Below are 20,462 nucleotides of genomic sequence, written 5' to 3' on the forward strand. Positions count from 1 at the left end.
ACGTTTTCACAGCTGAGCACCACCAGGCACGCCGTGACGGGGTTCAATTGCCTGCGCACTGCGCCCCCGGCGGGGCTCGAACCCGCGACCTACCGCTTAGAAGGCGGTTGCTCTATCCGACTGAGCTACGGAGGCCCACACATCGTAACCGATGGGCAGCGGGCAGACGAAAGCAGCCCCGCACCGACCACTCCGGCCATGTGGCCGGGGTCGGAGCGGGGCCGTCGGAGACGACCGGGGTCAGTGGGTGCTGCCGGCCTTCTCGAGCGCCTTGCGGACCGTGATGATCGCGAGGATGACGACGCCCGTGAGCGCGAGGATGACCGCGGCGGCTTCGACGCCGAACGCGACCTCGGCCGCGACGGGGAAGAATCCTGCGATCATGAACCCGAGCAGGGCGATCATGGTCAGAGCAGTGGCAGTGGTGAAATACGCGGATCCATTCTTCATGGGTCATCCTCCTTCGTCCTTGAGTCGAGGATAGACCCATTTGAGATCTGCGTCACTGCTTTTCTGCGTCAGCCGTCGTTTCTCCGCCGCGCGTCGATCGCCTGCTCGAGGCGGTCGACCTTTCCCTCGATCTCTCCCTCGTGTCCGGGACGGATATCGGCCTTGATGACGAGCGAGATCCGGGACCCGAACGGCGCGACCGCCTCGGTGGCTCGACGGACGACGTCGAAGACCTCGTCCCACGACCCTTCGATCTCGGTGAACATGCTCGTTGTACGGTTCGGCAGCCCGGAGTCGCGGACGACTTCGACCGCCGCGGCCACGGCCTCATGGACCGAGCCGTCGGGGCCTTCGCCGCCGCTGGGGGCGACAGAGAATGCGAGCAGCATGGTGGTACCTCCTTGGTGTTGTGATGCCGTTGGTCATGGAGTGACAGCTGGGGGCCGCACCGTCGATGGTCGGAGGCCGCCTCAGACGGGAGCCAGGGGCCGATGCTCCCCCGTCGGCAGGTCGACGTCGACAAGATCACCGGGGCGAATCACTCCGCCGCGTGAGACGGTCCCCATCACCCCCGCGCGCCGCACGACCTCGCCCTCGCCGTTACGGGAGACAACGTGGCGAAGGAGACCGGACTGCCACGAGTCGATCTGGGCGCACGGGTTGCGCAACCCTGTGACGGTGATGACGACGTCGCCGATCATCAGGCGCGTGCCGACGGGAAGCCCCAGAAGGTCGAGGCCGATCGTTGTGATGTTCTCTCCCAATTGACCAGGTCCCACGGCGAAGCCGACGCGCTCGAGTTCCGCGAAGAGCTCTGCGTGGAGGAGATGGACCTGCCGGAGATTGGGCGCCGAGGGCGTCCTCTGCAACCGTGAACGGTGTTGGACGGTGGCCCCTGCATGGGCATCGCCGCGGACGCCGACACCCTCGATGAGTTCGATCGACGCGCGCGCGGGTTTGGAGAAGGCGTGCTCCTTATCGCAACTGACACCCAAGACCCGCGGAGCACTCGGTTCTTCCGACCCGGACGCAGCCAGGGCGGGGCGCGTCGGCGTGACGTCGCCCCGCTCCGCTGACTCTGGGCTCATCGGCAGGGTCTCCTCGCGGACCTCGGCATCCCGTCGCTTCCCCTGGACTCAGCCCTGTTCGGGAACGGTGATGATGAGCGAATCACCCTGGCCGCCGCCACCGCAGAGGGCAGCGACACCCGTGCCGCCGCCTCGGCGCTGGAGTTCGAGGGCAAGGGTGAGGACGATGCGGGCACCGGAGGCCCCGATCGGATGTCCGAGTGCGATCGCTCCCCCGTTGACGTTGACCTTCTCCGGATCGATGCCGAGGTCCTTCGTGCTCGCGAGGCCGACGGCGGCGAACGCTTCGTTGATCTCGTAGAGGTCGAAGGAGTCAGCGGCCACGCCTTCGGACTCGGCGGCCTTCCGGATCGCCTGCGAGGGCTGGTGCTGGAGGGTCGAGTCGGGTCCGGCCGTCCAGCCGTGGGCGCGGATCTCAGCGAGGATCGGCGCACCGAGCTCCTCAGCCTTCTCCCGAGACATGACGACGACGGCGGCCGCGCCGTCGGAGATCTGCGAGGCGTTGCCCGCGGTGATCGCCCCGTCCTTGCGGAAGGCCGGGCGCAGCTTCGCCATCGATTCGACCGTCGTGTCCGGGCGCACGCCCTCGTCGGTGTCGACGGTGACGTCGCCCTTGCGGGTGCGGATCGTCACGGGCACAACCTCGTCCTCGAACGCGCCCTTCTCCCAGCCGGCGGCAGCCCGCTGATGCGACTGCGCGGCGAAGGCGTCCTGCTCCTCACGGGAGAACTCGGACTCGCCCTTGTTGGCCTCTTCGGTCAGTCCGCCCATGGCCTGGTCGGTGAAGGCGTCCCAGAGACCGTCGTAGTCCATGTGGTCCTTGGCGACGACGTCACCGTACTTGTACCCGGCGCGGGACTTCTCGAGCAGGTGCGGGGCGAGCGTCATCGACTCCTGCCCGCCGGCGACGACGACGTCGTACTCGCCAGCGCGCACGAGCTGTGCCGCCTGGGTGATCGCGTTGATGCCGGAGAGGCAGAGCTTGTTGATCGTGATCGCGGGAACGCTCATGGGGATCCCCGCCTCGGCGGCGGCCTGTCGGGCCGGACCCTGACCGAGGCCCGCCTGGAGGACCTGGCCCATGATGACGTAGTCGACCTGGTCTCCCGAGATGCCCGCCTTCTCGAGGGCTCCCTTGATCGCTGCGGCACCGAGGTTCACCGCCGTCTGCGTTCCGAGCGCTCCCTGGAGCCGCCCGAACGGGGTGCGGGCACCGGAGACGATCACTGCTTCAGTCATGTTTCCTCCTCGAAGGACTGTGGCTCCGCGAACAGCGGGACGCGTGCAGCGGAGAGCTGTTGAGTACAGGGTAGTCGAGGCCGATGTGGCCTCCGTCACCGGGGTCGCCGAGGCGGTCGTCCGCAGGGGGATTCGGACCCAACACTCATCTTGAGTCCGATAGAGTAGGGACCGCGCAGGCATGACCAGATCCCCTTGACATGACAGGAGTCAGCTTCAGTGACGCCCACCGAAGAATTCCGCACAGCGATGCGCGGGTACGAGAAGAGCGAAGTCGATTCCCGACTGCAGCAGCTGCGCACGGAGATCGAATCCGTGCGGAAGGCGCTGTCGGATGCGCGCAGTCAGGTCATCAACGCCGATCGCGCGAAGCTCCAGATCGCCGGCGAGCTGTCCGAGGCGAAGGCTCAGCTGAAGAAGGCCGCCAATGAGAACGCCGAGGCGGCCGGTCCCCCCGGAAGCCGCATCGACCACCTCCTCAAGATCGCCGAGTCCCAGGCCCGGGAGACCCTCGCCCAGGCGAACTCGGATGCGGAGACGATCCGGAACAAGGCCCGCGCCGAGGCGGCGTCTGCTCGTGCGCGCATGCACACCGAGAGCAATGACACCCTCAACAACGCCCGGTCCGAGGCCGACGCGATCATCAGCTCCGCCGAGCTGCGCGCCGAGGAGGCCGTGAAGTCCGCAGAGAAGCGCGCGGCCGAGCTCAAGGCCACCGCCGAACGCGAGGCGGCGCAGTCGAAGGAGGCCAACGACGCCGCGTCGAAGGAGGCCCGCGAAAGCCTCGAGCACGAACTCGCGGAGCTGCGCGCCGCCGCCGAGAAGGAGGCGACCGACCTCCGCGCCGAGGCGAAGACCCAAGCCGATGAGACGATCGCCGCAGCCCAGGCTCAGGCCGACGAACTGCTCGCGGCCGCGAAGTCCCGCGACGAGGCCTCGAAGAAGTCCGCGAACGACCTCGACGTCGAACTCGCCACGAAGCGTCAGGAGGCAGAAGCCGAGCGCAAGAAGCGCTACGACGCCGCCCAGGCGGAGAACCGGAAGCTCATCGACGAGGCTCAGGCGCGCGCGGCGAAAGCCGACGCGGATGCCAAGGCCGCCGCGGAGCGCGCCGAGACGACCCGCGCCGAGGCCGTGACGAAGGCCGATGAGATCATCGCCGACGGCAAGGCCCGCGCACAGACGCTCATCTCCGAGGCTCGGGCCACCGCCGAGGCGACGATCGAGGAATCGGCCGCCGAAGCCAAGCGCAACGTCCAGTCCGCGCAGTCCCAGGTCGACCTGCTCACCAAGCAGCGCAAGACGATCACCGCTCAGCTCGACCAGCTCCGTTCGCTCTTCGCGATGCCCGGTGTGATGGGCGGCGACGCCGTCGATCCCGCGAAGGCGGAAGCGGCCACGCACGCGACCGAGCAGATCGCCGATGGGGAGGCTCTCGCCGACCTCATCGCCGCCGATTCCGCCGAGGAGGCGGCCGAGAAGTCGGCTGCCGACGGCGGGAAGTCCGGTGCCTCGAAGACGGGAGCCGCCGAGGCGGACGCCCAGAAGTCGCCGACCGCCGGCGCGAAGTCCGCTGGGTCGCAGTCCGAAAGCTCGAAGTACGGCGACTCGACCGCAGAGCAGTCGCAGACCGCTGAGGAATCGGCGGAGACCGAGGCGTCCGAGACAGTCTCCGAGGAGCTGCCCAACGGTGCCACCGACGCCGAGACGATCGCGATCGATGCGCAGGTCTCCGGTTCGCCGAAGTCCGGCGGCTCCGGTCAGGGTGGAAACCGTCCGGCCAACTCCAAGGCCGCACGGTCGCGTAACTCACTGCGCTGACGATGCTCAGGCGCTGAGCGCATTCGGCCGCGTACGGCGACGTCGGCCGAGCGCGCGGCGACGCGAGCACTCACAGGCACGAGAGAACGGGGCCCGCTCACCAGAGCGGGCCCCGTTCCGTGTCAGCGGAGTTCTGTGGCAGCGGAGTTGCGTGTCAGCGGAACCTCTCGAAACACCTCGAGTGCCAGTGCCGACGAGAGTCGACGCCGATGTCGACGCCGTGGGAGGCCTCCTGACGCCAGGCGACGATGTGCGCGGTGGCCGCAGAGACCTGCTGTCCGCAGCCCGGGCACACGTAGACCTTGCCGCTGGAGTTGGCGGCCACACGCTGGATCGACCAGGTTCCGTCGGGCAGGTCGCGGCTCACCTGCAGGCCGCTCACGGACTCGGTGAGGTCGCGCGCGGGTGCGCTCCACTTGTTCCTGCGACGCGAGGAGTTCGAACGTGGCATGGGGCGATTCTCTCACGTAGTCTGGGACGCGTGCGTCTCGTGATAGCTGAATGCTCTGTCGATTATGCCGGTCGTCTGACCGCGCATCTGCCCCTGGCCACCCGTCTCATCATGCTCAAGTCCGACGGGTCGATCCTCATCCACTCCGACGGCGGATCGTACAAGCCGCTCAACTGGATGACTCCCCCGTGCGCCGTCCAGGTGGCCGAACCGACCGACGAGCAGGCCGAAGCAGGTCTGAGCGAGATCTGGACGGTCTCGCAGACGAAGACCGGCGACCGACTCGTCATCTCGATCACTGAGGTGCTCTCGGACACGAGCCACGACCTCGGCGTCGATCCCGGTCTCGTCAAGGACGGAGTCGAAGCGCATCTCCAGGAACTCCTCGCCGAACACATCCATACTCTCGGCACGGGATACAGCCTTGTCCGCCGCGAATTCATGACGGCAATCGGTCCGGTCGACATCCTCGCCCGCGATGCGACCCAGAAGTCGGTGGCCGTGGAGATCAAACGGCGGGGCGACATCGACGGCGTCGAACAGCTCACCCGCTACCTCGAACTGATGAACCGAGATCCGCTCCTCTCCCCCGTCACCGGCGTCTTCGCCGCGCAGGAGATCAAACCGCAGGCGCGCACCCTCGCCGAGGACCGCGGCATCCGCTGCGTCGTCCTCGACTACGATGCGCTGCGCGGGATGGACGATCCGGAGACCCGCCTCTTCTGAGCACGCGTCGTCTCTCCCGGACCGCGCCACCGCTCGGTCAAGGCGCAGCGCGGATAGCCGGCCGAGCATCGCCTGCTATCCGCGCTGCCCCTTGACTGACGACTGGATCGCCCTCACTGAGCGCCTTGCATCGGGCCTGCGAGTCGGTCTCGAGCGGCGATCTCCGTCTCGCGGATCCGCACCGCCTCTTTGATCCTGAGGAAGAGGTCTGCGCTGAAGAGATCGGCCCATCGAATGCGGAAGACCATCCACCCCTCGTTCCGCAGAGCGTATTCCCGTTTCCGTTCGCGTTCGAAGACTCGGTGCGGATCACCGTCATCGATGTAGTACTTGCCGGCGCCATCGAACTCGGCAATGACCTTGACCGCCTCGTTGCCGAAGTCGGACCGAGCGAGGAAGCGACCATCGGCGTCGCAGACGACGAGTTGCGGTTCGAACCCCGGTATCGAATACTCGACGAATCGAACGGCGCAGATCGACTCTGCCACCGTTTCACGCCGTCCGTCGATGTTCTCCAGCACCGCTGTGATCCGCGACTGGCGGGTCCGCACTGGATGCGCCGCCTGGTGCGCTCGGAACTCCTCGAGAGTCACCCGCCCCAAGTGCACCGCGGCATCCGCAACAGCCACGGCGAACGCCAACGGACAATCCCTGGCGACATCGAGGAGCGTCTGCACCACCGTCGTCACTGGGATCCCTTCGACGATCTCCACGGTGTCGGGTTGCAGAGACCGTCGACGGACCACGAGATCCCTCTGGCGGACCGAGCTGCGCGGGCTCGCGACTTCGACGTACACCTCACCCTTATCGACATACGGCACGGGCAGGCCGTGGACGAGCAGCGCACTGCGATGGGAGAACACTGCGTCGTGCGGCAGATCGGGGACGAATGACCGGACGAGAATCCTCAGATCCTCTCCGCGCTTGAGCATCCCCGCGGTCTCATGGGGCAACGCGGTCTCCTTCGCCCCCGCGATCGCTGCGACGAAGGCATGCGACGGATTGTCGCACGCACGCGTGACAACGTATCGTCCCCGCCGGAGTCGCCGCAGGCAGCAATCGACGGCAGATCTGATCTGATGGCTGTTCCAGCCTGCCGCCACCAGATTCGAAGTCTCCAAGCACGCAAACATGCAATTAAGGATGGGCGAGAACGCATCCGGACCGCAAGAGGCTCAAAACGCCCTGTGGATAACCACTGAGCATCGAACGCGCCTGTGGACAGTCAACCGGCACGAGAACGGCGGTGGTTTCGGTCCAGGCGCAGCGCGGATAGCCAGGCGTGCAACACCAGCGATCCGCGCTCAGCCTGGAGTGAGCGCCCGGGTGGTGTCGGTCCAGGCGCAGCGCGGATAGCCAGTCGTGCAACACCGGCGATCCGCGCTGAGCCTGGAGTGAGCGTGCGGAAGTGCTGGGAGTGTCGAAAAGTGCTGAAGGGCTTGAACGACGGGCGACCGAGCCAGTGGGCGCTCAGTCGAAGCTGTGACTGCAGCCCCGGGAGACCCCGCTCAGTCGCCGCTGTGACCGCCGCCCCGGGAGACCCCGCTCAGTCGAAGCTGAGACCGTCGGCGCGGGTGACGCGCTCGACGTCGGCGCCGAGCGCCCGGAGCTTGTCGACGAAGCCCTCGTAGCCACGGTCGATGTGGTCGACGCCGGAGACTTCGGTGACGCCGGAGGCCCGGAGCCCGGCGAGGACGAGCCCGGCACCGGCGCGGATGTCCGAGGCCTCCACCTCGGCGCCGGAGAGCTCCTCGACCCCGGTGACCAGGGCGTGGTTGCCGTCGATGCGGACCTTCGCACCGAGGCGGGCGACCTCCTGGACGAAGCGCCAGCGAGCCTCGAAGAGGTTCTCTGAGAGCAGGCCGACGCCGTCGGACACGGAGTTGAGCGCAATGACGAAGGGTTGGAGGTCGGTCGGGAAACCGGGGAACGGCATCGTCGCGACCCTGATCGCGTGCGGACGCTGCGGTCCGACGACGCGGAACGCGCGCCCGAGCGTCCCGTCACCGAGTTCGACCTCGCCGAGGTCGTCGACCGTCGCGCCGGCATCGCGGAGTTTGATGGCGACATTGGGCATGATCTCGAGTCCGACACCCCGCACGACGACGTCGCCGGCGCTCAGCGCGGCGGCGAAGGCGTAGGTTCCGGCGACGATCCGGTCCCCGACCGTGCGGTGGTCGACGGGGCGCAGCTCGTCGACACCGGTGATGGTGAGCTCCGCCGTCCCGATGCCCTCGATCCGGGCACCCATCTGGACGAGCATGAGGCAGATGTCGACGATCTCCGGTTCCTTCGCGGCGTTCGCGATCGTCGTCGTCCCCTGCGCCAGGGTTGCCGCCATGACGAGGTTCTCGGTGGCACCCACCGACGGGAAGTCGAGCGCGATGTCCGTGCCGGTCAGCCCCGTCGGGGCCTCGGCGACGAAGTAGCCGTGGTCGAGGCGGACCTGGGCGCCGAGCGCCTCGAGCCCGGCCTGGTGCATGTCGAGACCGCGCGAGCCGATCGCATCGCCGCCGGGCAGGGCTACGTGGGCGGCGCGCATCCGCGCGGTCAGCGGGCCGAGGACGGAGATCGAGGCCCGCATCGCGCGGACGAGTTCGTAGTCGGCCTGGATCCCCACCGCGGCGGGGACGTCGATGCTCACGGTGCCGGCGTCGGCATCGTAGTCGACGGTGCAGCCGAGGCGGCTGAGGAGTTCGACCATGATCCTCACGTCGAGGATCGCGGGAACGTTGGTGATCGTCGTGCGTCCCACAGCGAGCAGGCTCGCCGCCATGAGCTTGAGGACGCTGTTCTTCGCGCCCCTGACGTCGACGGTGCCGCGCAGCTGCGTCGGACCGGTCAGGCGGAGGACTTCCATCAGGTGAACCGTCCCATCGTCGGATTGAAGCCGGGCGGCGAGGACTCGAGCCACGAGGCCATCGTCGACAGGGACTCGGTGTCCATCGCCAGGGAGACCGAGCGCGGTCTCCCGTTCGCCTTCCCGTAGGAGCAGTCGACGACGACGGCATCGGGAAGGACGGAGTACTGCTCCCCCGACGTCGGTTTGCGTCGGACGAGGATGTCGAGATCGGCGCGCGGCAGTCTCACGGCCGCGCGCCGGTTGAGGGCGAACACGGGATACCAGTCCAGGGAGGACACGGCGAACACCGCGACGCCCAAACGCCAACGTGGGCGGGAACTGGATTCCTCGCCCACGTTGATGGAGCAGTCGAACGCACCTGACAGCTTGGAGATCGACCTGCGCCTGATCGTCACGACGACGATGAGGGCAAGCGCCAGTCCCACCAACGAGAGCAGAACGATCAGCAGGACAGAAGGGTTCACGTTTGCCAAGTGTAATTGACTGTTCAGAGAAGTTCGGCCTGATCAGCCGCGATGATGACGCGATTGTTCTCGACCGAGAGAAAGCCCCCATCGGCCTGGACCCGGATCGTCTGATCCGAGGTCGTGAGAATCCTCGCCTCACCATCGGCCACGACACCGAGAACGGGTTCGTGACCAGGCAGGATGCCGATCTCGCCTTCCAGGGTGCGGGCGACGACGCGCTTGGCCTCGCCGACCCACACCTCCTGGTCGGCTGCGACGACGTTGACATCGAGGACAGCCATGGCTTACTTCTTCTGCATTTCTTCGTAGTTGCGCATGACATCGTCCATGCCGCCGACGTTGAAGAAGCACTGCTCCGGAATGTAGTCGACCTCGCCGGAGACGATCTTCGCGAAGCCCGCGACGGTGTCGGCGACGGGAACGGTCGAACCCGGAACACCGGTGAACTTCTCAGCGGTGTACGTGTTCTGCGACAGGAACTGCTCGATGCGACGCGCACGGTGGACGACGAGCTTGTCCTCTTCCGAGAGCTCGTCGACGCCGAGGATGGCGATGATGTCCTGCAGCTCCTTGTTCTTCTGCAGGATCGCCTTGACCTCGTTGGCCACGCGGTAGTGCTCCTCACCCACGACGAGCGGGTCGAGGATGCGCGAGGACGAGGTCAGCGGATCGATCGCGGGGTAGAGACCGCGCGAGGCGATGTCGCGGTTGAGCTCGGTCGTCGCATCGAGGTGGGCGAAGGTCGTCGCCGGAGCCGGGTCGGTGTAGTCGTCGGCCGGGACGTAGATCGCCTGCATCGAGGTGATCGAGTGACCGCGCGTCGAGGTGATGCGCTCCTGGAGCACACCCATCTCGTCGGCGAGGTTGGGCTGGTAGCCCACGGCCGAGGGCATGCGACCCAGCAGGGTCGAGACCTCGGAGCCGGCCTGGGTGAAGCGGAAGATGTTGTCGATGAACAGGAGGACGTCCTGGTTCTCGACATCGCGGAAGTACTCCGCCATCGTCAGCCCGGCCAGCGCGACGCGCAGACGCGTGCCCGGCGGCTCGTCCATCTGACCGAAGACGAGAGCGGTGTCACCGAAGACGCCGGCTTCGTCCATCTCGAAGATGAGGTCGTTGCCCTCACGGGTGCGCTCACCGACACCGGCGAACACCGAGGTGCCCGAGTGGTTGTGCGCGATGCGGTAGATCATCTCCTGGATGAGGACGGTCTTGCCCACACCCGCGCCGCCGAAGAGGCCGATCTTCCCACCCTGGACGTACGGGGTGAGCAGGTCGATGCTCTTGATGCCGGTCTCGAGGACCTCCTGCTTCGACTCGAGTTCGTCGAAGGCCGGAGCCGGACGGTGGATCGGCCAGCGCTCCTTGATGTCGAGGGTCTCACCCTCGGCGAGGTTGAGGCAGTCGCCGGTGGTGTTCCACACGTGTCCCTTGGTGACGTCGCCGACGGGCACCGTGATCGGCGAACCGGTGTCGGTGACCTCCTGGCCGCGGACGAGTCCGTCGGTCGGCTGCAGGGAGACGGCGCGGACGATGCCGTTGCCGAGGTGGAGGCTGGTCTCGAAGGTGAGCTTGCGCGTTCCCTCGGCGAGTTCCACGGTCGTGGTCAGGGCGTTGTAGATCTCCGGCACGGAATCGAGCGGGAACTCGACGTCGACGACCGGGCCGATGACCCGGGAAATGCGACCGAGGGCTGTGCCCTGTGCCGGGGAGTTATCCGTAACTGTGGCAGTCATGGTCTCTTTCTTCTCTGCTCGTACCGGTCAGTCGCCGGCTGCCGATGCCGCAAGGGCGTCGGCCCCACCGACGATCTCGGTGAGTTCCTGGGTGATTTCCGCCTGACGGGCCGTGTTGGCCAGCCGGGTGTAGGTCTTGATGAGGTCGTCGGCGTTGTCCGTCGCCGTCTTCATCGCCGCCTGACGCGATGCCTGCTCCGAGGCCGAGGCCGAGAGCAGCGCCGAGAGGATCCGCGAGTCGATGTACCGCGGCAGGAGGGCGTCGAGGACGGCCTCCGCGCTCGGCTCGAACTCGTAGAGCGGCATGCTGCCCGCACCTGAGGATCCCGACGCACTCGCCGAGGTGGTCGCCTCGTCGGCGTCGACGACCTCGAGGGGCAGCAGACGCCGGTACTCCGGGTCGTGCTTGACCGAGGAGACGAACCGCGTGAAGACCATGTAGATCTCCTGCACTCCGCCGTTGTCGGCATCCGCCTCGAACGCCTTGAGCAGCGCTTCGCCGATCCTCCGGGCGTCTTCGGCGGTCGGGTTCTCGGAGAACCCGGTCCAGGCCTCGACGATCGGACGATCACGGAACGTGTAGTAGCTCTCAGCCTTGCCGCCGACCGTGAAGAGTGCGACCTCTTTGCCCTCCTGGCCCAGCAGCCGCACGAGCTCTTCGGCCTCACGGATGAGGTTGGCGGAATAGGCTCCGGCGAAGCCCCGGTCCGGACCGATGACGAGCACCGCCGCGCGGGTGACATGGTCCGGTTCCGTCGTGAGCACATGATCGACGTCGGACTCGCTGGCGACAGCCGAGACGGCGCGGGTCAGCGCGTTGGCATACGGGCTGGCCGCCTGCGAACGCGCGATCGCCTTCTGGATCCGGGACGCGGCGATGAGCTCCATGGCCTTGAAGATCTTCCTCAAGGACTGAGTCGAGCGGATCTTCTGTTTGAAGACCCTCTGCTGGGCTCCCATCAGTTCTTCCTTTCGCCGTTACAGACGCGCCTCAACGCTTCTGCCGAACGATCTGCTCCTGCTCGACCTCATCGGACGAGGCCACGGACGAGTCCTCGGTGCCCGCGCGCGAACCCTGGTTCTCGTCGGCGACCCAGTTCTCGTTGTACTCCTTGAGCGCCTTTTCGAGCTGCTCACGGACGTCGTCCTCGAGCTTCTTGGTCTCGCGGATGACGGTGAGGATCTCGGTCTTGCGTTCGAGGGTGTCGAGCAGTTCGGCCTCCCAGCGCAGGACGTCGTCGACGGCGATATCGTCGAGGTAGCCGTTGGTTCCGGCGAAGATCGACACGGTCTGCTTCTCGAACGGCATCGGCGAGTACTGGGGCTGCTTGAGCAGCTCCATGAGACGGGCGCCGCGGGCGAGGTCGCGCTTGGTCGCATCGTCGAGGTCGGAGGCGAACATCGCGAACGCCTCGAGCGAACGGTACTGCGCGAGCGAGAGCTTGAGCGTACCGGAGACGCTCTTGAGCGCCTTGGTCTGCGCGGCACCGCCGACTCGGGAGACCGAGACGCCGACGTCGACAGCGGGACGCTGACCGGAGTTGAACAGATCCGACTGGAGGAAGATCTGTCCGTCGGTGATCGAGATGACGTTGGTCGGGATGAACGCGCCGACGTCGTTGGCCTTGGTCTCGATGATCGGCAGACCGGTCATCGATCCGGCACCGAGGGCGTCGGAGAGCTTCGCACAGCGCTCGAGGAGGCGCGAGTGGAGGTAGAAGACGTCACCCGGGTAGGCTTCGCGGCCCGGTGGGCGGCGGAGCAGGAGGGAGACGGCGCGGTAGGCCTCGGCCTGCTTCGAGAGGTCGTCGAAGACGATGAGGACGTGCTTACCGTTGTACATCCAGTGCTGGCCGATGGCCGAACCGGAGTAGGGGGCGAGGTACTTGAAGCCGGCCGGGTCGGAGGCCGGAGCGGAGACGATCGTCGTGTACTCGAGCGCGCCGTTCTCTTCGAGAGCGCGGCGGACGTTGGCGACGGTCGAGCCTTTCTGGCCGACGGCGACGTAGATGCAGCGGACCTGCTGCGACGGATCGCCGGTGGCCCAGGCGTCACGCTGGTTGATGATCGTGTCGATCGCCAGAGCGGTCTTACCGGTCTTGCGGTCGCCGATGATGAGCTGACGCTGACCGCGGCCGATCGGGATCATGGCGTCGACGGCCTTGTACCCGGTCTGGAGCGGCTGGCGGACTTCCTGGCGGTCCATGACGCCCGGCGCCTGGAGCTCGAGCTCACGGCGTCCTTCGGTCTCGACCTCGCCGAGGCCGTCGAGCGGACGACCGAGCGGGTCGACGACGCGGCCGAGGTAGCCGTCGCCGACGGGGATCGAGAGGACCTCACCGGTGCGGTAGACGTCCTGCTCCTCGGCGATGCCTGCGAAGTCGCCGAGGACGACGACGCCGATCTCGCGCTCGTCGAGGTTCTGGGCCAGACCCAGAGTGCCGTCTTCGAACCGGAGGAGCTCGTTGGCCATGGTGCCCGGCAGACCCGAGACGTGGGCGATGCCGTCACCAGCGGTGACGACCTTGCCGACCTCGGTCTTCTCCGAGCTCTCGGGGTTGTACGACTCAACGAACTTCCCCAGAGCGTCCCGGATCTCCTCCGGGCGAATTGTCAGTTCCGCCATTGTGGTTTCCCTGCTTCCTTTACTCAGAACGTGTGTCCGGCGACCGGTGGGCCGCCTGTGCCGCCGGATCTGCCGGCTGGCGAATCAGCTTGCGAGTTTGCGCTGGACCTCTGCGAGGCGATCCGCAATGGTCGAATTCATCACCTCGTCGCCCACCTGCACCCGGACGCCCCCGATGACCTCGGGATCGACCTGGACGTTGAGGACGAGTTCGCGACCGTAGTTCTTCGCCAGAGCAGCGGCGAGACGCTCGGTCTGCTGCTGGCTCAGCGGCGCGGCCACGGTGACCTCGGCGACGGAACGCTGCTGGCGAGCGGCGAGGATGTCGCTGAAGTGGTCGAGCGCGATCGCCACGCGAAGTCCGCGCGGATGCACCGCAGCGTGGTCGACGAGGGTGACCGTGTCGGGCTCGGCCCGACCTGCGAGCAGATCGGCCACGAGGCTGCGCTTCGCGTCGGCACCGGCATCGGAGTCGAGTGCGCGGGCGAGCTCATGGTCGGACTCGAGGAGTCTGGCGAAGCGGAAGAGCTCCTCTTCGACCTGACCGAGCTGGCCGACCTCCTGCGCAGCCGCGGCGATCGCCGTGACGCCGGCGACCTCGAGGCTGGTGACGAAGTCCTGCGTACGCGCCCAGCGCTGAGACACGGCCACCGAGGCGATGCGCAGCGCCGCCTCGGGGATCTGAGCGCCGAACACGGCCTGCAGCAGACCCTGCTTCTTCTCCGCGGGCTCCGAGGAGTCCGCGAGTGCCTTGCGCAGGCCGAGGTTGTCGGCGAGGACGCCGACGACGCCGAGCAGCGACTGCCCGATCTCACGCGCGTTGCCGCCTGAGATCTCAGCGTTCGCCGCTTCGAGAACGGCCTGCAGGGAGACTCTGCTCGACTGGAGCATCACGCCCCCTTGACCGGCTGGCCGGACGACTGCGTTTCGAGATCGGCGATGAAGCGATCGACGACGCCAGCGGAGCGCTGGTCATCGGTGAGCGATTCGCCGACGATGCGCGATGCGAGATCCGTGGCGAGCGTACCCACCTCGGAGCGCAGCTGCACCATGGCCGACTGGCGTTCGGCATCGATCTGCGTCTGTGCCTGCGCGATGATGCGGTCAGCCTCGCTGTGAGCCTGGGCCTTCATCTCGGCGATGATCTGGGCGCCCTCTTCCTGAGCCTCGGCGCGCAGCCGTGCGGCTTCCGCACGACCGTCGGCGAGCTGCTTCTGATATTCGGCCAGAGCCTGATCGGCTTCGGCCTGCACCTTCTCAGCCTTCTCAATGCCACCCTGGATGCGCGCGGCGCGCTCGTCGAGGGTCTTGTTGAAGGCGGGGAGGACGTACTTCCAGACAACCAGGAAGACGATCAGCAGACAGACGGCACTCCAGACGATGTCATACAGCGCGGGGAGAAGCGGATTCTCAGACGCTGCAACGAGTTGTACCGGAGTCATGTCTCATGACCTCACTGAGTAAGGAAGAACGGGGTGGCGATGCCGATGAGGGCCAGCGCCTCGATCAGAGCGATACCGAGGAACATGTTTCCGCGGAGCGTACCGGCCATCTCGGGCTGGCGAGCGGTTCCTTCGATGGTCTTGCCGATGACGATACCGACGCCGATACCGGGGCCGATGGCGGCGAGGCCGTATCCGACGGTGCTGATACTGCCGGTGACTTCAGCGAGCATATCCATTGAATGCTTTTCCTTTCATATGGCGGTCGGGGGGTTGGCCCGACCTTGTAACACCTGGGTTACAGACTCAGGGGACGACTCAGTGGTCGTCCGAGATGGCGGCGTTGATGTACACGCACGAGAGCAGGGCGAAGATGTAGGCCTGGAGGATGACGACCAGCATCTCGAGGAGGAAGACGAAGAATCCGCCGGCGAAGGTGAGGATCGCGAAGAACTGGAAGCCGTTGCTCGCGTCGAAGAGGAAGAAGCTCGTCGCGGAGAAGCAGAGGACGAGGAGGAGGTGGCCGACCATCATGTTCGCGAAGAGTCGGATCGCGAGCGTGAACGGCTGCGTGACGAACTTCGTGATGAACTCGATCGGGATGAGGAGGATGTGCATCGGCCACGGAACGCCCGGAAGGATGAGCGCGTCCTTGAGGTAGCCGCCGAGGCCCTTCTGCGCGATGCCCGCCCAGTGGTAGGTGATGTAGACGACCGCGGTGAGCACGATCGGCAGACCGATGACGCCGGAGGCGGGCATGTTGAGGAACGGAATGAGCTTCGTGACGTTCCAGAAGAGGACGCCGAAGAAGATCGCCACGATGAGCGGCATGAACTTCTTCGCCTGCTCCTTGCCCATCGTGTCCTCGGCGATGCCGACGGTGACGAACTCCATCGCGAGCTCCATGGCCGACTGGAAGCGGCCCGGGATGAGCTTCATCCGCTTCGCCCAGATCGCGAGGACGACGACGACGGCGATCGTCGCAAGGATGCGGATGAGCATCACGCGGTTCATCTCGAACGGCGTACCGACGAAGGCGAACGGTGCGGGAAAGAACTCCGCCATGGAAGGGGCCTTGAAACCGCCTTCAGCGGCTTGGATCATTGTCTGCGCGGCGTTGAGTGTACCCACGTTTATGTTTCTCTCCCATGGTCATTGGCCCAAGATGGCCTGGCCTTCGGCTGCGCGATGAGTGCGCGGCGAGCGGTTCAGGAGCGACATGGAGCGACACGGCTCCAGCACCGGAACTACTCTACCAATGGTAGAGAGCGCCGACAAATCCATGGATCTGCGCTGTGCGAACCCTGGCAGCCCCCTGTCGCCGGTGTTCAGCGGCCCGTGCCCGCCTCGGGATCGACGTAGGGCACACGGCCTCTGACGACAGTGAGCGCTTCGACGAGCGAGGATCCGATGACGGCGACGACGATCGTCGCGAACGCCACCGTGCCGTCGAGCCACGCCGCGTCCTTGAGCCGCCAGATGACGATCATGAAGACGAACGCCTTGAAGAGGAAGCCCATGCCGAGGAAGCCGGCGATCGCGGTCAGGCCCATATTGCGCCCGAAGTACATGATGATGAGGGTGACGATGATGAAGATCGCCGCCAGTCCCCCGCCGACCGCTCCCCCGGCGAAGCCGCGGGGTCCGGCGACGAGCCATCCGATGCCCATGCCGCCTGCCGCGACGACGGCGACGAGGATCGCCCCGCGGATGAGCATCGTCCTCCACACGCGGGTCCAGGCGGCCTGGACCGCGGTCTCCTCTGCAGGCTGTCGATCGGTCACGAGATCTCCTCTCGGGCATGGCGGCGGATCCGCAGCGGGTAGAACGTGAAGACGAGGGTGATGGCGAAGAGCGTGCCGATGATCGCGATGACGAGCAGCGCCGGCATGAGGAGGAGCATGACCGAGCCGAAGGCGATGAGCGCCGTCCACGTGTAGAGGATGAGGACGGCCCGGGCGTGTGAGTGGCCGAGCCGGAGCATCCGGTGGTGGAGGTGCTTGGCATCGGCGGAGAACGGCGACTGTCCTGCCATGAGCCTGCGCACGACGGCGAGGCCGAGGTCGAGCAGCGGCAGGAACATCACGGCGACGGGAAGGATGATCGGCAGGTACGTCGCGAAGACGCGCTCCTGGCCGATGAGCGCGGGATCGACCTGACCGGTGACCCGGATCGTCGAGGCGGCCAGCAGGAGTCCGATGAGCATCGACCCCGAATCGCCCATGAAGATGCGGGCGGGATTGAAGTTGTGCGGGAGGAAACCGAGGCACGCACCGACGAGGATGGCGATGATGAGCGAGGCGAGGTTCGCGTACGAGTCCGGCGAGGCGTCGGTGGCCAGCCAGTACGAGTAGATGAAGAACGCGCTGCCGCCGATCGCCACGACACCCGCGGCGAGACCGTCGAGGCCGTCGACGAAGTTCACGGCGTTGATCGTCACGAGGACGACGAGGATGGTGATGATGATCGACATCCGCGGAGAGCCGATGATCACTCCGCCGAAGGGGATCGAGAGCAGGGCGACGCCGTTGATCGCCATGAAGCCGGCGGCCAGCGCCTGCCCGGCGAGCTTCGTGATCCAGTGCAGGTCCCAGATGTCGTCGATGACGCCGAGGATGCACAGCAGCGCCGCGGCGCCCGCCACGCCGATGATCGGCCCCATGTCGACGAAGATCCGGGCGAGGAACGGAGTCTGGGAGGCGAAGACGAGGCCGACGACGACAGCACCGAACATCGCGACCCCGCCCAGCCTCGGCGTGGGCACGGAGTGGACGTCGCGTTCGCGCAGGGGCGAGAAGATCAGTCCTCGTTCGGCGACTCTCCGGACCATGGGCGTGAGCAGGTACGCCACCAGTGCGGAGACGACGAGGATGAAGAGGTAGGCGCGCACTCAGCCGTCCAGGTCAGCAAGGTCGGGGACGATCTCGCGCAGCTCCTCGGCGCTGATCGGTCCCCGGCGGACGATGCGGGGGACGTCCCCGGAGAGGTCGACGATCGTCGACGACTGACCGGAGGTGCGCTCTCCCCCGTCGAGGTAGATCTCGACGTCGGTGCCGAGCATGTCCTGGGCCTCATCAGCGGTCGTCGCCGCGGGTCTGCCGGAGAGGTTCGCGCTCGAGACCGCGAGCGGACCGGTGCGCGAGAGCAGGGCGAGGGCGTGTTCGTCGTCGGGCATGCGCACGGCGACGGTGCCGTGGGTCTCCCCGAGATCCCAGTCGAGGGAGGGCTGAGCCGCGGCGATGATCGTCAGCGGTCCCGGCCAGAACCGCGCGGTGAGCGCGAGCACGGTCTCATCGACGCCATCGACGAGTCCGAACACCGTCTCCGACCTCGGCACGAGCACCGGAGGCGGCATGTCCCGTCCGCGTCCCTTCGCGGCGAGCAGGGCCGCGACGGCGGAGGCGTTGAAGGCATCGGCTGCGATCCCGTAGACCGTGTCGGTGGGGATGACGAGGAGGTTCCCCGCCTCGACCACGCGGGCGCACTCGTCGAGGACGAGGTCGCGGATGTCGGCCTGGGTGACGTCGAATCGACGGGACACTCATTCTCCGTTTCTCATCGGGGACGCCGCGGAGTCGCGACGGGCCACCGTATAGCGGTCGCGTCCAGTGTAGTCCGGGAACGTGGCCGCCCCGCTCAGCCCCGGCGTGCCGGCGACGATCTCACGCACCCCGGCCCCCTGGTCCTCGGCGTGCTCCATGACGAAGAGACCGCCCGGCCGCAGCAGCACCACCGCCTGCGCGATGAGGAGGGCGGGCAGCTCGAGTCCCGAGGCGCCCCCGTAGAGAGCGGCCGCGGGATCGTGATCGCGGACCTCGGGATCGCGGGGAACGGCGGCGTCGGGGACATACGGCGGGTTCGTCACGACGACGTCGACGGTGCCGGCGAGTTCCGGGTGATCGACTGCCACCATCGTCGCGTCACCGGCGAGGAGGTCGACGGTCGAGGTGCCGAGGTCGAGGTCGACGAGATTCGACTGCGACCACGACAGCGCGGGAGCCTCACGTTCGATGCCGATGACGCGGACCCCGGGGTGTTCGAGCGCGACGGAGAGGGCGATCGCTCCCGAGCCCGAGCAGAGGTCGACGACGAGCGGGGGTGCCCCATCGTCGCCGTGCGCGAGGTGATCGAGGACCTCGGTGACGAGGAGTTCGGTCTCCGGTCGGGGGACGAAGACGCCGGGACCGACCCGCAGGCTCAGGCGGCGGAAGTGGGCGACTCCGGTGAGGTGCTGGAGCGGGATGCGGCGCGCGCGTTCGGCGACGAGGCGGGCGAAACCGGCGGCGACCTCGGCCGGCACGGCGTCTGAGAAGAGGCGCCTGCGGGAGAGGTCTGTCTCGTCGACCTCCCACGCATGGGCGAGCAGCGCGGCGGCATCGGCGTCCGGCGAGGGGACGCCGGCCTCGGTGAGGACGCGCACTCCTGCCCTGAGCAGGGTGGGAACGTCCTGTTCGACCGCGCGGGTGCTCGGGTCCAGCTCAGTCTCCCAGGGCATCGAGTCGTGCGGCACGGTCGGCGTCGCGGTTCGAGCCGACCACGGGGTCGAGGTCGCCGGCGAGGACCTGATCGAGGTTGTACGCCTTGAAGCCGGTGCGGTGGTCGGTGATGCGGTTCTCCGGGAAGTTGTACGTCCGGATCCGCTCGGAGCGGTCGACGGTGCGCACCTGCGAACGGCGGATGTCAGCGGCCTCCGCCGCCGCCTCCTCGGCCTGCTTGGCCAGGATCCGGGCGCGCAGCATCCGCAGGGCCGCCTCCTTGTTCTGCAGCTGCGACTTCTCGTTCTGGCAGCTCGCGGTGATGCCCGTGGGCAGGTGGGTGATGCGCACGGCCGAATCGGTCGTGTTCACCGACTGCCCGCCCGGTCCCGAGGACCGGTAGACGTCGATGCGCAGCTCGTTCTCCTCGAGGCGGACCTCTTCGGGCTCGTCGACCTCGGGGAAGACGAGGACTCCCGCCGCCGAGGTGTGGATGCGTCCCTGGGACTCCGTGACGGGCACGCGCTGGACCCGGTGGACGCCGCCTTCGAACTTCAGCCACCCGTAGGCGCCGTCGTCGCCGGCCTTGACGGCGAGGGTGACGTCCTTGTAGCCGCCGAGGTCGGAGTGCGTGGCGGTGAGGATCTGCGAGGACCAGCCGTGGGAGTCGATCCAGCGCTGGTACATCCGCAGCAGGTCCCCAGCGAAGAGCGCGGACTCGTCGCCGCCCTCCCCCGCCTTGATCTCGACGATCGCGTCACGGGCGTCGTCGGGGTCGCGGGGAACGAGGAGATCGCGGAGTTCGGCCTCGGCCTCGGCCTGCTCGGTGCGCAGGCGCTCGGCCTCGGCGGCAAGGTCGGGATCCTCGGCGCTCAGCTCCTCGGCGGCGGCGAGGTCGTCGCCGAGGGCATCGACGCGCTTGGCGGCGGCGACGATGCGGTCGAGTTCGGAGTACCTGCGGGTGAGCTTCCGGGCCCGGCCGGCATCAGCGTGCACGGCCGGGTCGGAGAGCTCCTCGGACAGCCTCGCATGCTCGTCGACGAGCATGCTCACACTGGCCCTGAGGCTGTCAGTCATC

At 67.2% G+C, this 20,462-nt stretch carries 23 protein-coding genes and 1 tRNA gene; 2 read left to right on the forward strand and 22 right to left on the reverse strand.

Annotated elements, in window-relative coordinates; genetic code table 11:
- Positions 1-61: 61 nt before the first annotated feature.
- From EZE58_RS13880 to EZE58_RS13900, 5 genes are all read right to left on the reverse strand, one after another.
- Positions 62-135 (reverse strand) — tRNA-Arg (locus EZE58_RS13880).
- 105 nt (positions 136-240) lie between these two features.
- Positions 241-450: a hypothetical protein gene (locus EZE58_RS13885; protein WP_009375340.1), complete on the reverse strand. Its 210-nt coding sequence runs from the start codon at positions 448-450 to the stop codon at positions 241-243.
- A 68-nt stretch (positions 451-518) separates the two neighbouring features.
- Complete coding sequence (locus tag EZE58_RS13890) at positions 519-839, reverse strand: thiamine-binding protein (RefSeq protein ID WP_009375338.1); 321 nt, start codon at positions 837-839, stop codon at positions 519-521.
- Between the two features lie 81 nt (positions 840-920).
- The gene (locus EZE58_RS17740; protein WP_346773189.1) at positions 921-1,319 is read right to left on the reverse strand and encodes an MOSC domain-containing protein; all 399 of its coding nucleotides are present in this window, start codon (positions 1,317-1,319) and stop codon (positions 921-923) included.
- A gap of 267 nt (positions 1,320-1,586) precedes the next feature.
- Positions 1,587-2,777 carry an acetyl-CoA C-acetyltransferase gene (locus tag EZE58_RS13900; RefSeq protein WP_095375847.1) on the reverse strand — a complete coding sequence of 397 codons (1,191 nt, stop codon included), beginning with the start codon at positions 2,775-2,777 and terminating at the stop codon, positions 1,587-1,589.
- 219 nt (positions 2,778-2,996) lie between these two features.
- Between EZE58_RS13900 and EZE58_RS13905 the strand changes: the two genes are divergently transcribed.
- Positions 2,997-4,598 carry a cell division protein gene (locus EZE58_RS13905; protein WP_167560751.1) on the forward strand — a complete coding sequence of 534 codons (1,602 nt, stop codon included), beginning with the start codon at positions 2,997-2,999 and terminating at the stop codon, positions 4,596-4,598.
- A 154-nt stretch (positions 4,599-4,752) separates the two neighbouring features.
- Here the strand turns inward: EZE58_RS13905 and EZE58_RS13910 are convergent, their stop codons facing one another.
- On the reverse strand, positions 4,753-5,049 hold the full coding sequence (locus EZE58_RS13910; protein ID WP_240941346.1) for a hypothetical protein: 297 nt from the start codon (positions 5,047-5,049) through the stop codon (positions 4,753-4,755).
- 30 nt (positions 5,050-5,079) lie between these two features.
- Between EZE58_RS13910 and nucS the strand changes: the two genes are divergently transcribed.
- Positions 5,080-5,775 (forward strand): endonuclease NucS, encoded by a 696-nt coding sequence (nucS, locus tag EZE58_RS13915; protein ID WP_009375331.1) that lies wholly within the window; start codon positions 5,080-5,082, stop codon positions 5,773-5,775.
- Between the two features lie 113 nt (positions 5,776-5,888).
- Here the strand turns inward: nucS and EZE58_RS13920 are convergent, their stop codons facing one another.
- The 16 genes from EZE58_RS13920 to prfA all read right to left on the reverse strand — a co-directional run bounded on the left by EZE58_RS13920 (position 5,889) and on the right by prfA (position 20,461).
- A complete protein-coding gene (locus EZE58_RS13920; protein WP_167560753.1) occupies positions 5,889-6,572 on the reverse strand; it encodes a hypothetical protein in 684 nt (227 codons plus the stop codon).
- Positions 6,573-7,321: 749 nt separating this feature from the next.
- Positions 7,322-8,635, reverse strand: a complete 1,314-nt coding sequence (murA, locus tag EZE58_RS13925) for a UDP-N-acetylglucosamine 1-carboxyvinyltransferase (protein WP_101623870.1) — start codon at positions 8,633-8,635, stop codon at positions 7,322-7,324.
- The gene (locus EZE58_RS13930) at positions 8,635-9,102 is read right to left on the reverse strand and encodes a DUF2550 domain-containing protein (protein ID WP_040340974.1); all 468 of its coding nucleotides are present in this window, start codon (positions 9,100-9,102) and stop codon (positions 8,635-8,637) included. Before EZE58_RS13930 ends, murA begins: the two co-directional genes overlap by 1 nt.
- Positions 9,103-9,125: 23 nt before the next feature.
- Entirely contained in the window at positions 9,126-9,386 is a 261-nt protein-coding gene (locus EZE58_RS13935; protein WP_009375325.1) for a F0F1 ATP synthase subunit epsilon, read from the reverse strand.
- 3 nt (positions 9,387-9,389) lie between these two features.
- Positions 9,390-10,841, reverse strand: coding sequence for a F0F1 ATP synthase subunit beta (gene atpD, locus EZE58_RS13940; RefSeq protein WP_009375323.1), 1,452 nt, complete (start codon positions 10,839-10,841; stop codon positions 9,390-9,392).
- Between the two features lie 27 nt (positions 10,842-10,868).
- On the reverse strand, positions 10,869-11,801 hold the full coding sequence (locus EZE58_RS13945; RefSeq protein ID WP_095375843.1) for a F0F1 ATP synthase subunit gamma: 933 nt from the start codon (positions 11,799-11,801) through the stop codon (positions 10,869-10,871).
- A gap of 31 nt (positions 11,802-11,832) precedes the next feature.
- On the reverse strand, positions 11,833-13,467 hold the full coding sequence (gene atpA / locus EZE58_RS13950) for a F0F1 ATP synthase subunit alpha (RefSeq protein WP_167560755.1): 1,635 nt from the start codon (positions 13,465-13,467) through the stop codon (positions 11,833-11,835).
- A gap of 84 nt (positions 13,468-13,551) precedes the next feature.
- Positions 13,552-14,358 (reverse strand): F0F1 ATP synthase subunit delta, encoded by an 807-nt coding sequence (locus EZE58_RS13955; RefSeq protein WP_095375901.1) that lies wholly within the window; start codon positions 14,356-14,358, stop codon positions 13,552-13,554.
- On the reverse strand, positions 14,358-14,909 hold the full coding sequence (locus EZE58_RS13960; RefSeq protein ID WP_095375842.1) for a F0F1 ATP synthase subunit B: 552 nt from the start codon (positions 14,907-14,909) through the stop codon (positions 14,358-14,360). Before EZE58_RS13960 ends, EZE58_RS13955 begins: the two co-directional genes overlap by 1 nt.
- 11 nt (positions 14,910-14,920) lie before the next feature.
- Positions 14,921-15,148: a F0F1 ATP synthase subunit C gene (gene atpE, locus EZE58_RS13965; protein WP_095375841.1), complete on the reverse strand. Its 228-nt coding sequence runs from the start codon at positions 15,146-15,148 to the stop codon at positions 14,921-14,923.
- Positions 15,149-15,227: 79 nt separating this feature from the next.
- Positions 15,228-15,974, reverse strand: coding sequence for a F0F1 ATP synthase subunit A (gene atpB, locus EZE58_RS13970; RefSeq protein ID WP_167560757.1), 747 nt, complete (start codon positions 15,972-15,974; stop codon positions 15,228-15,230).
- A 263-nt stretch (positions 15,975-16,237) separates the two neighbouring features.
- The gene (locus tag EZE58_RS13975; protein WP_095375839.1) at positions 16,238-16,693 is read right to left on the reverse strand and encodes a hypothetical protein; all 456 of its coding nucleotides are present in this window, start codon (positions 16,691-16,693) and stop codon (positions 16,238-16,240) included.
- Positions 16,690-17,799 carry an MraY family glycosyltransferase gene (locus EZE58_RS13980; protein WP_009375302.1) on the reverse strand — a complete coding sequence of 370 codons (1,110 nt, stop codon included), beginning with the start codon at positions 17,797-17,799 and terminating at the stop codon, positions 16,690-16,692. The genes EZE58_RS13975 and EZE58_RS13980 overlap by 4 nt, the downstream gene beginning before the upstream one ends.
- A complete protein-coding gene (locus tag EZE58_RS13985; protein ID WP_009375300.1) occupies positions 17,800-18,450 on the reverse strand; it encodes an L-threonylcarbamoyladenylate synthase in 651 nt (216 codons plus the stop codon). It lies immediately after the preceding gene.
- Positions 18,451-19,404 (reverse strand): peptide chain release factor N(5)-glutamine methyltransferase, encoded by a 954-nt coding sequence (prmC, locus tag EZE58_RS13990; RefSeq protein ID WP_167560759.1) that lies wholly within the window; start codon positions 19,402-19,404, stop codon positions 18,451-18,453. It abuts the gene before it with no gap.
- Entirely contained in the window at positions 19,388-20,461 is a 1,074-nt protein-coding gene (gene prfA / locus EZE58_RS13995) for a peptide chain release factor 1 (RefSeq protein WP_063249734.1), read from the reverse strand. Before prfA ends, prmC begins: the two co-directional genes overlap by 17 nt.
- Between the last annotated feature and the right edge of the window lies 1 nt (position 20,462).

Origin of the sequence: Brevibacterium sp. LS14, from assembly GCF_012027885.1 — a bacterium.
Classification (GTDB): domain Bacteria; phylum Actinomycetota; class Actinomycetes; order Actinomycetales; family Brevibacteriaceae; genus Brevibacterium; species Brevibacterium casei.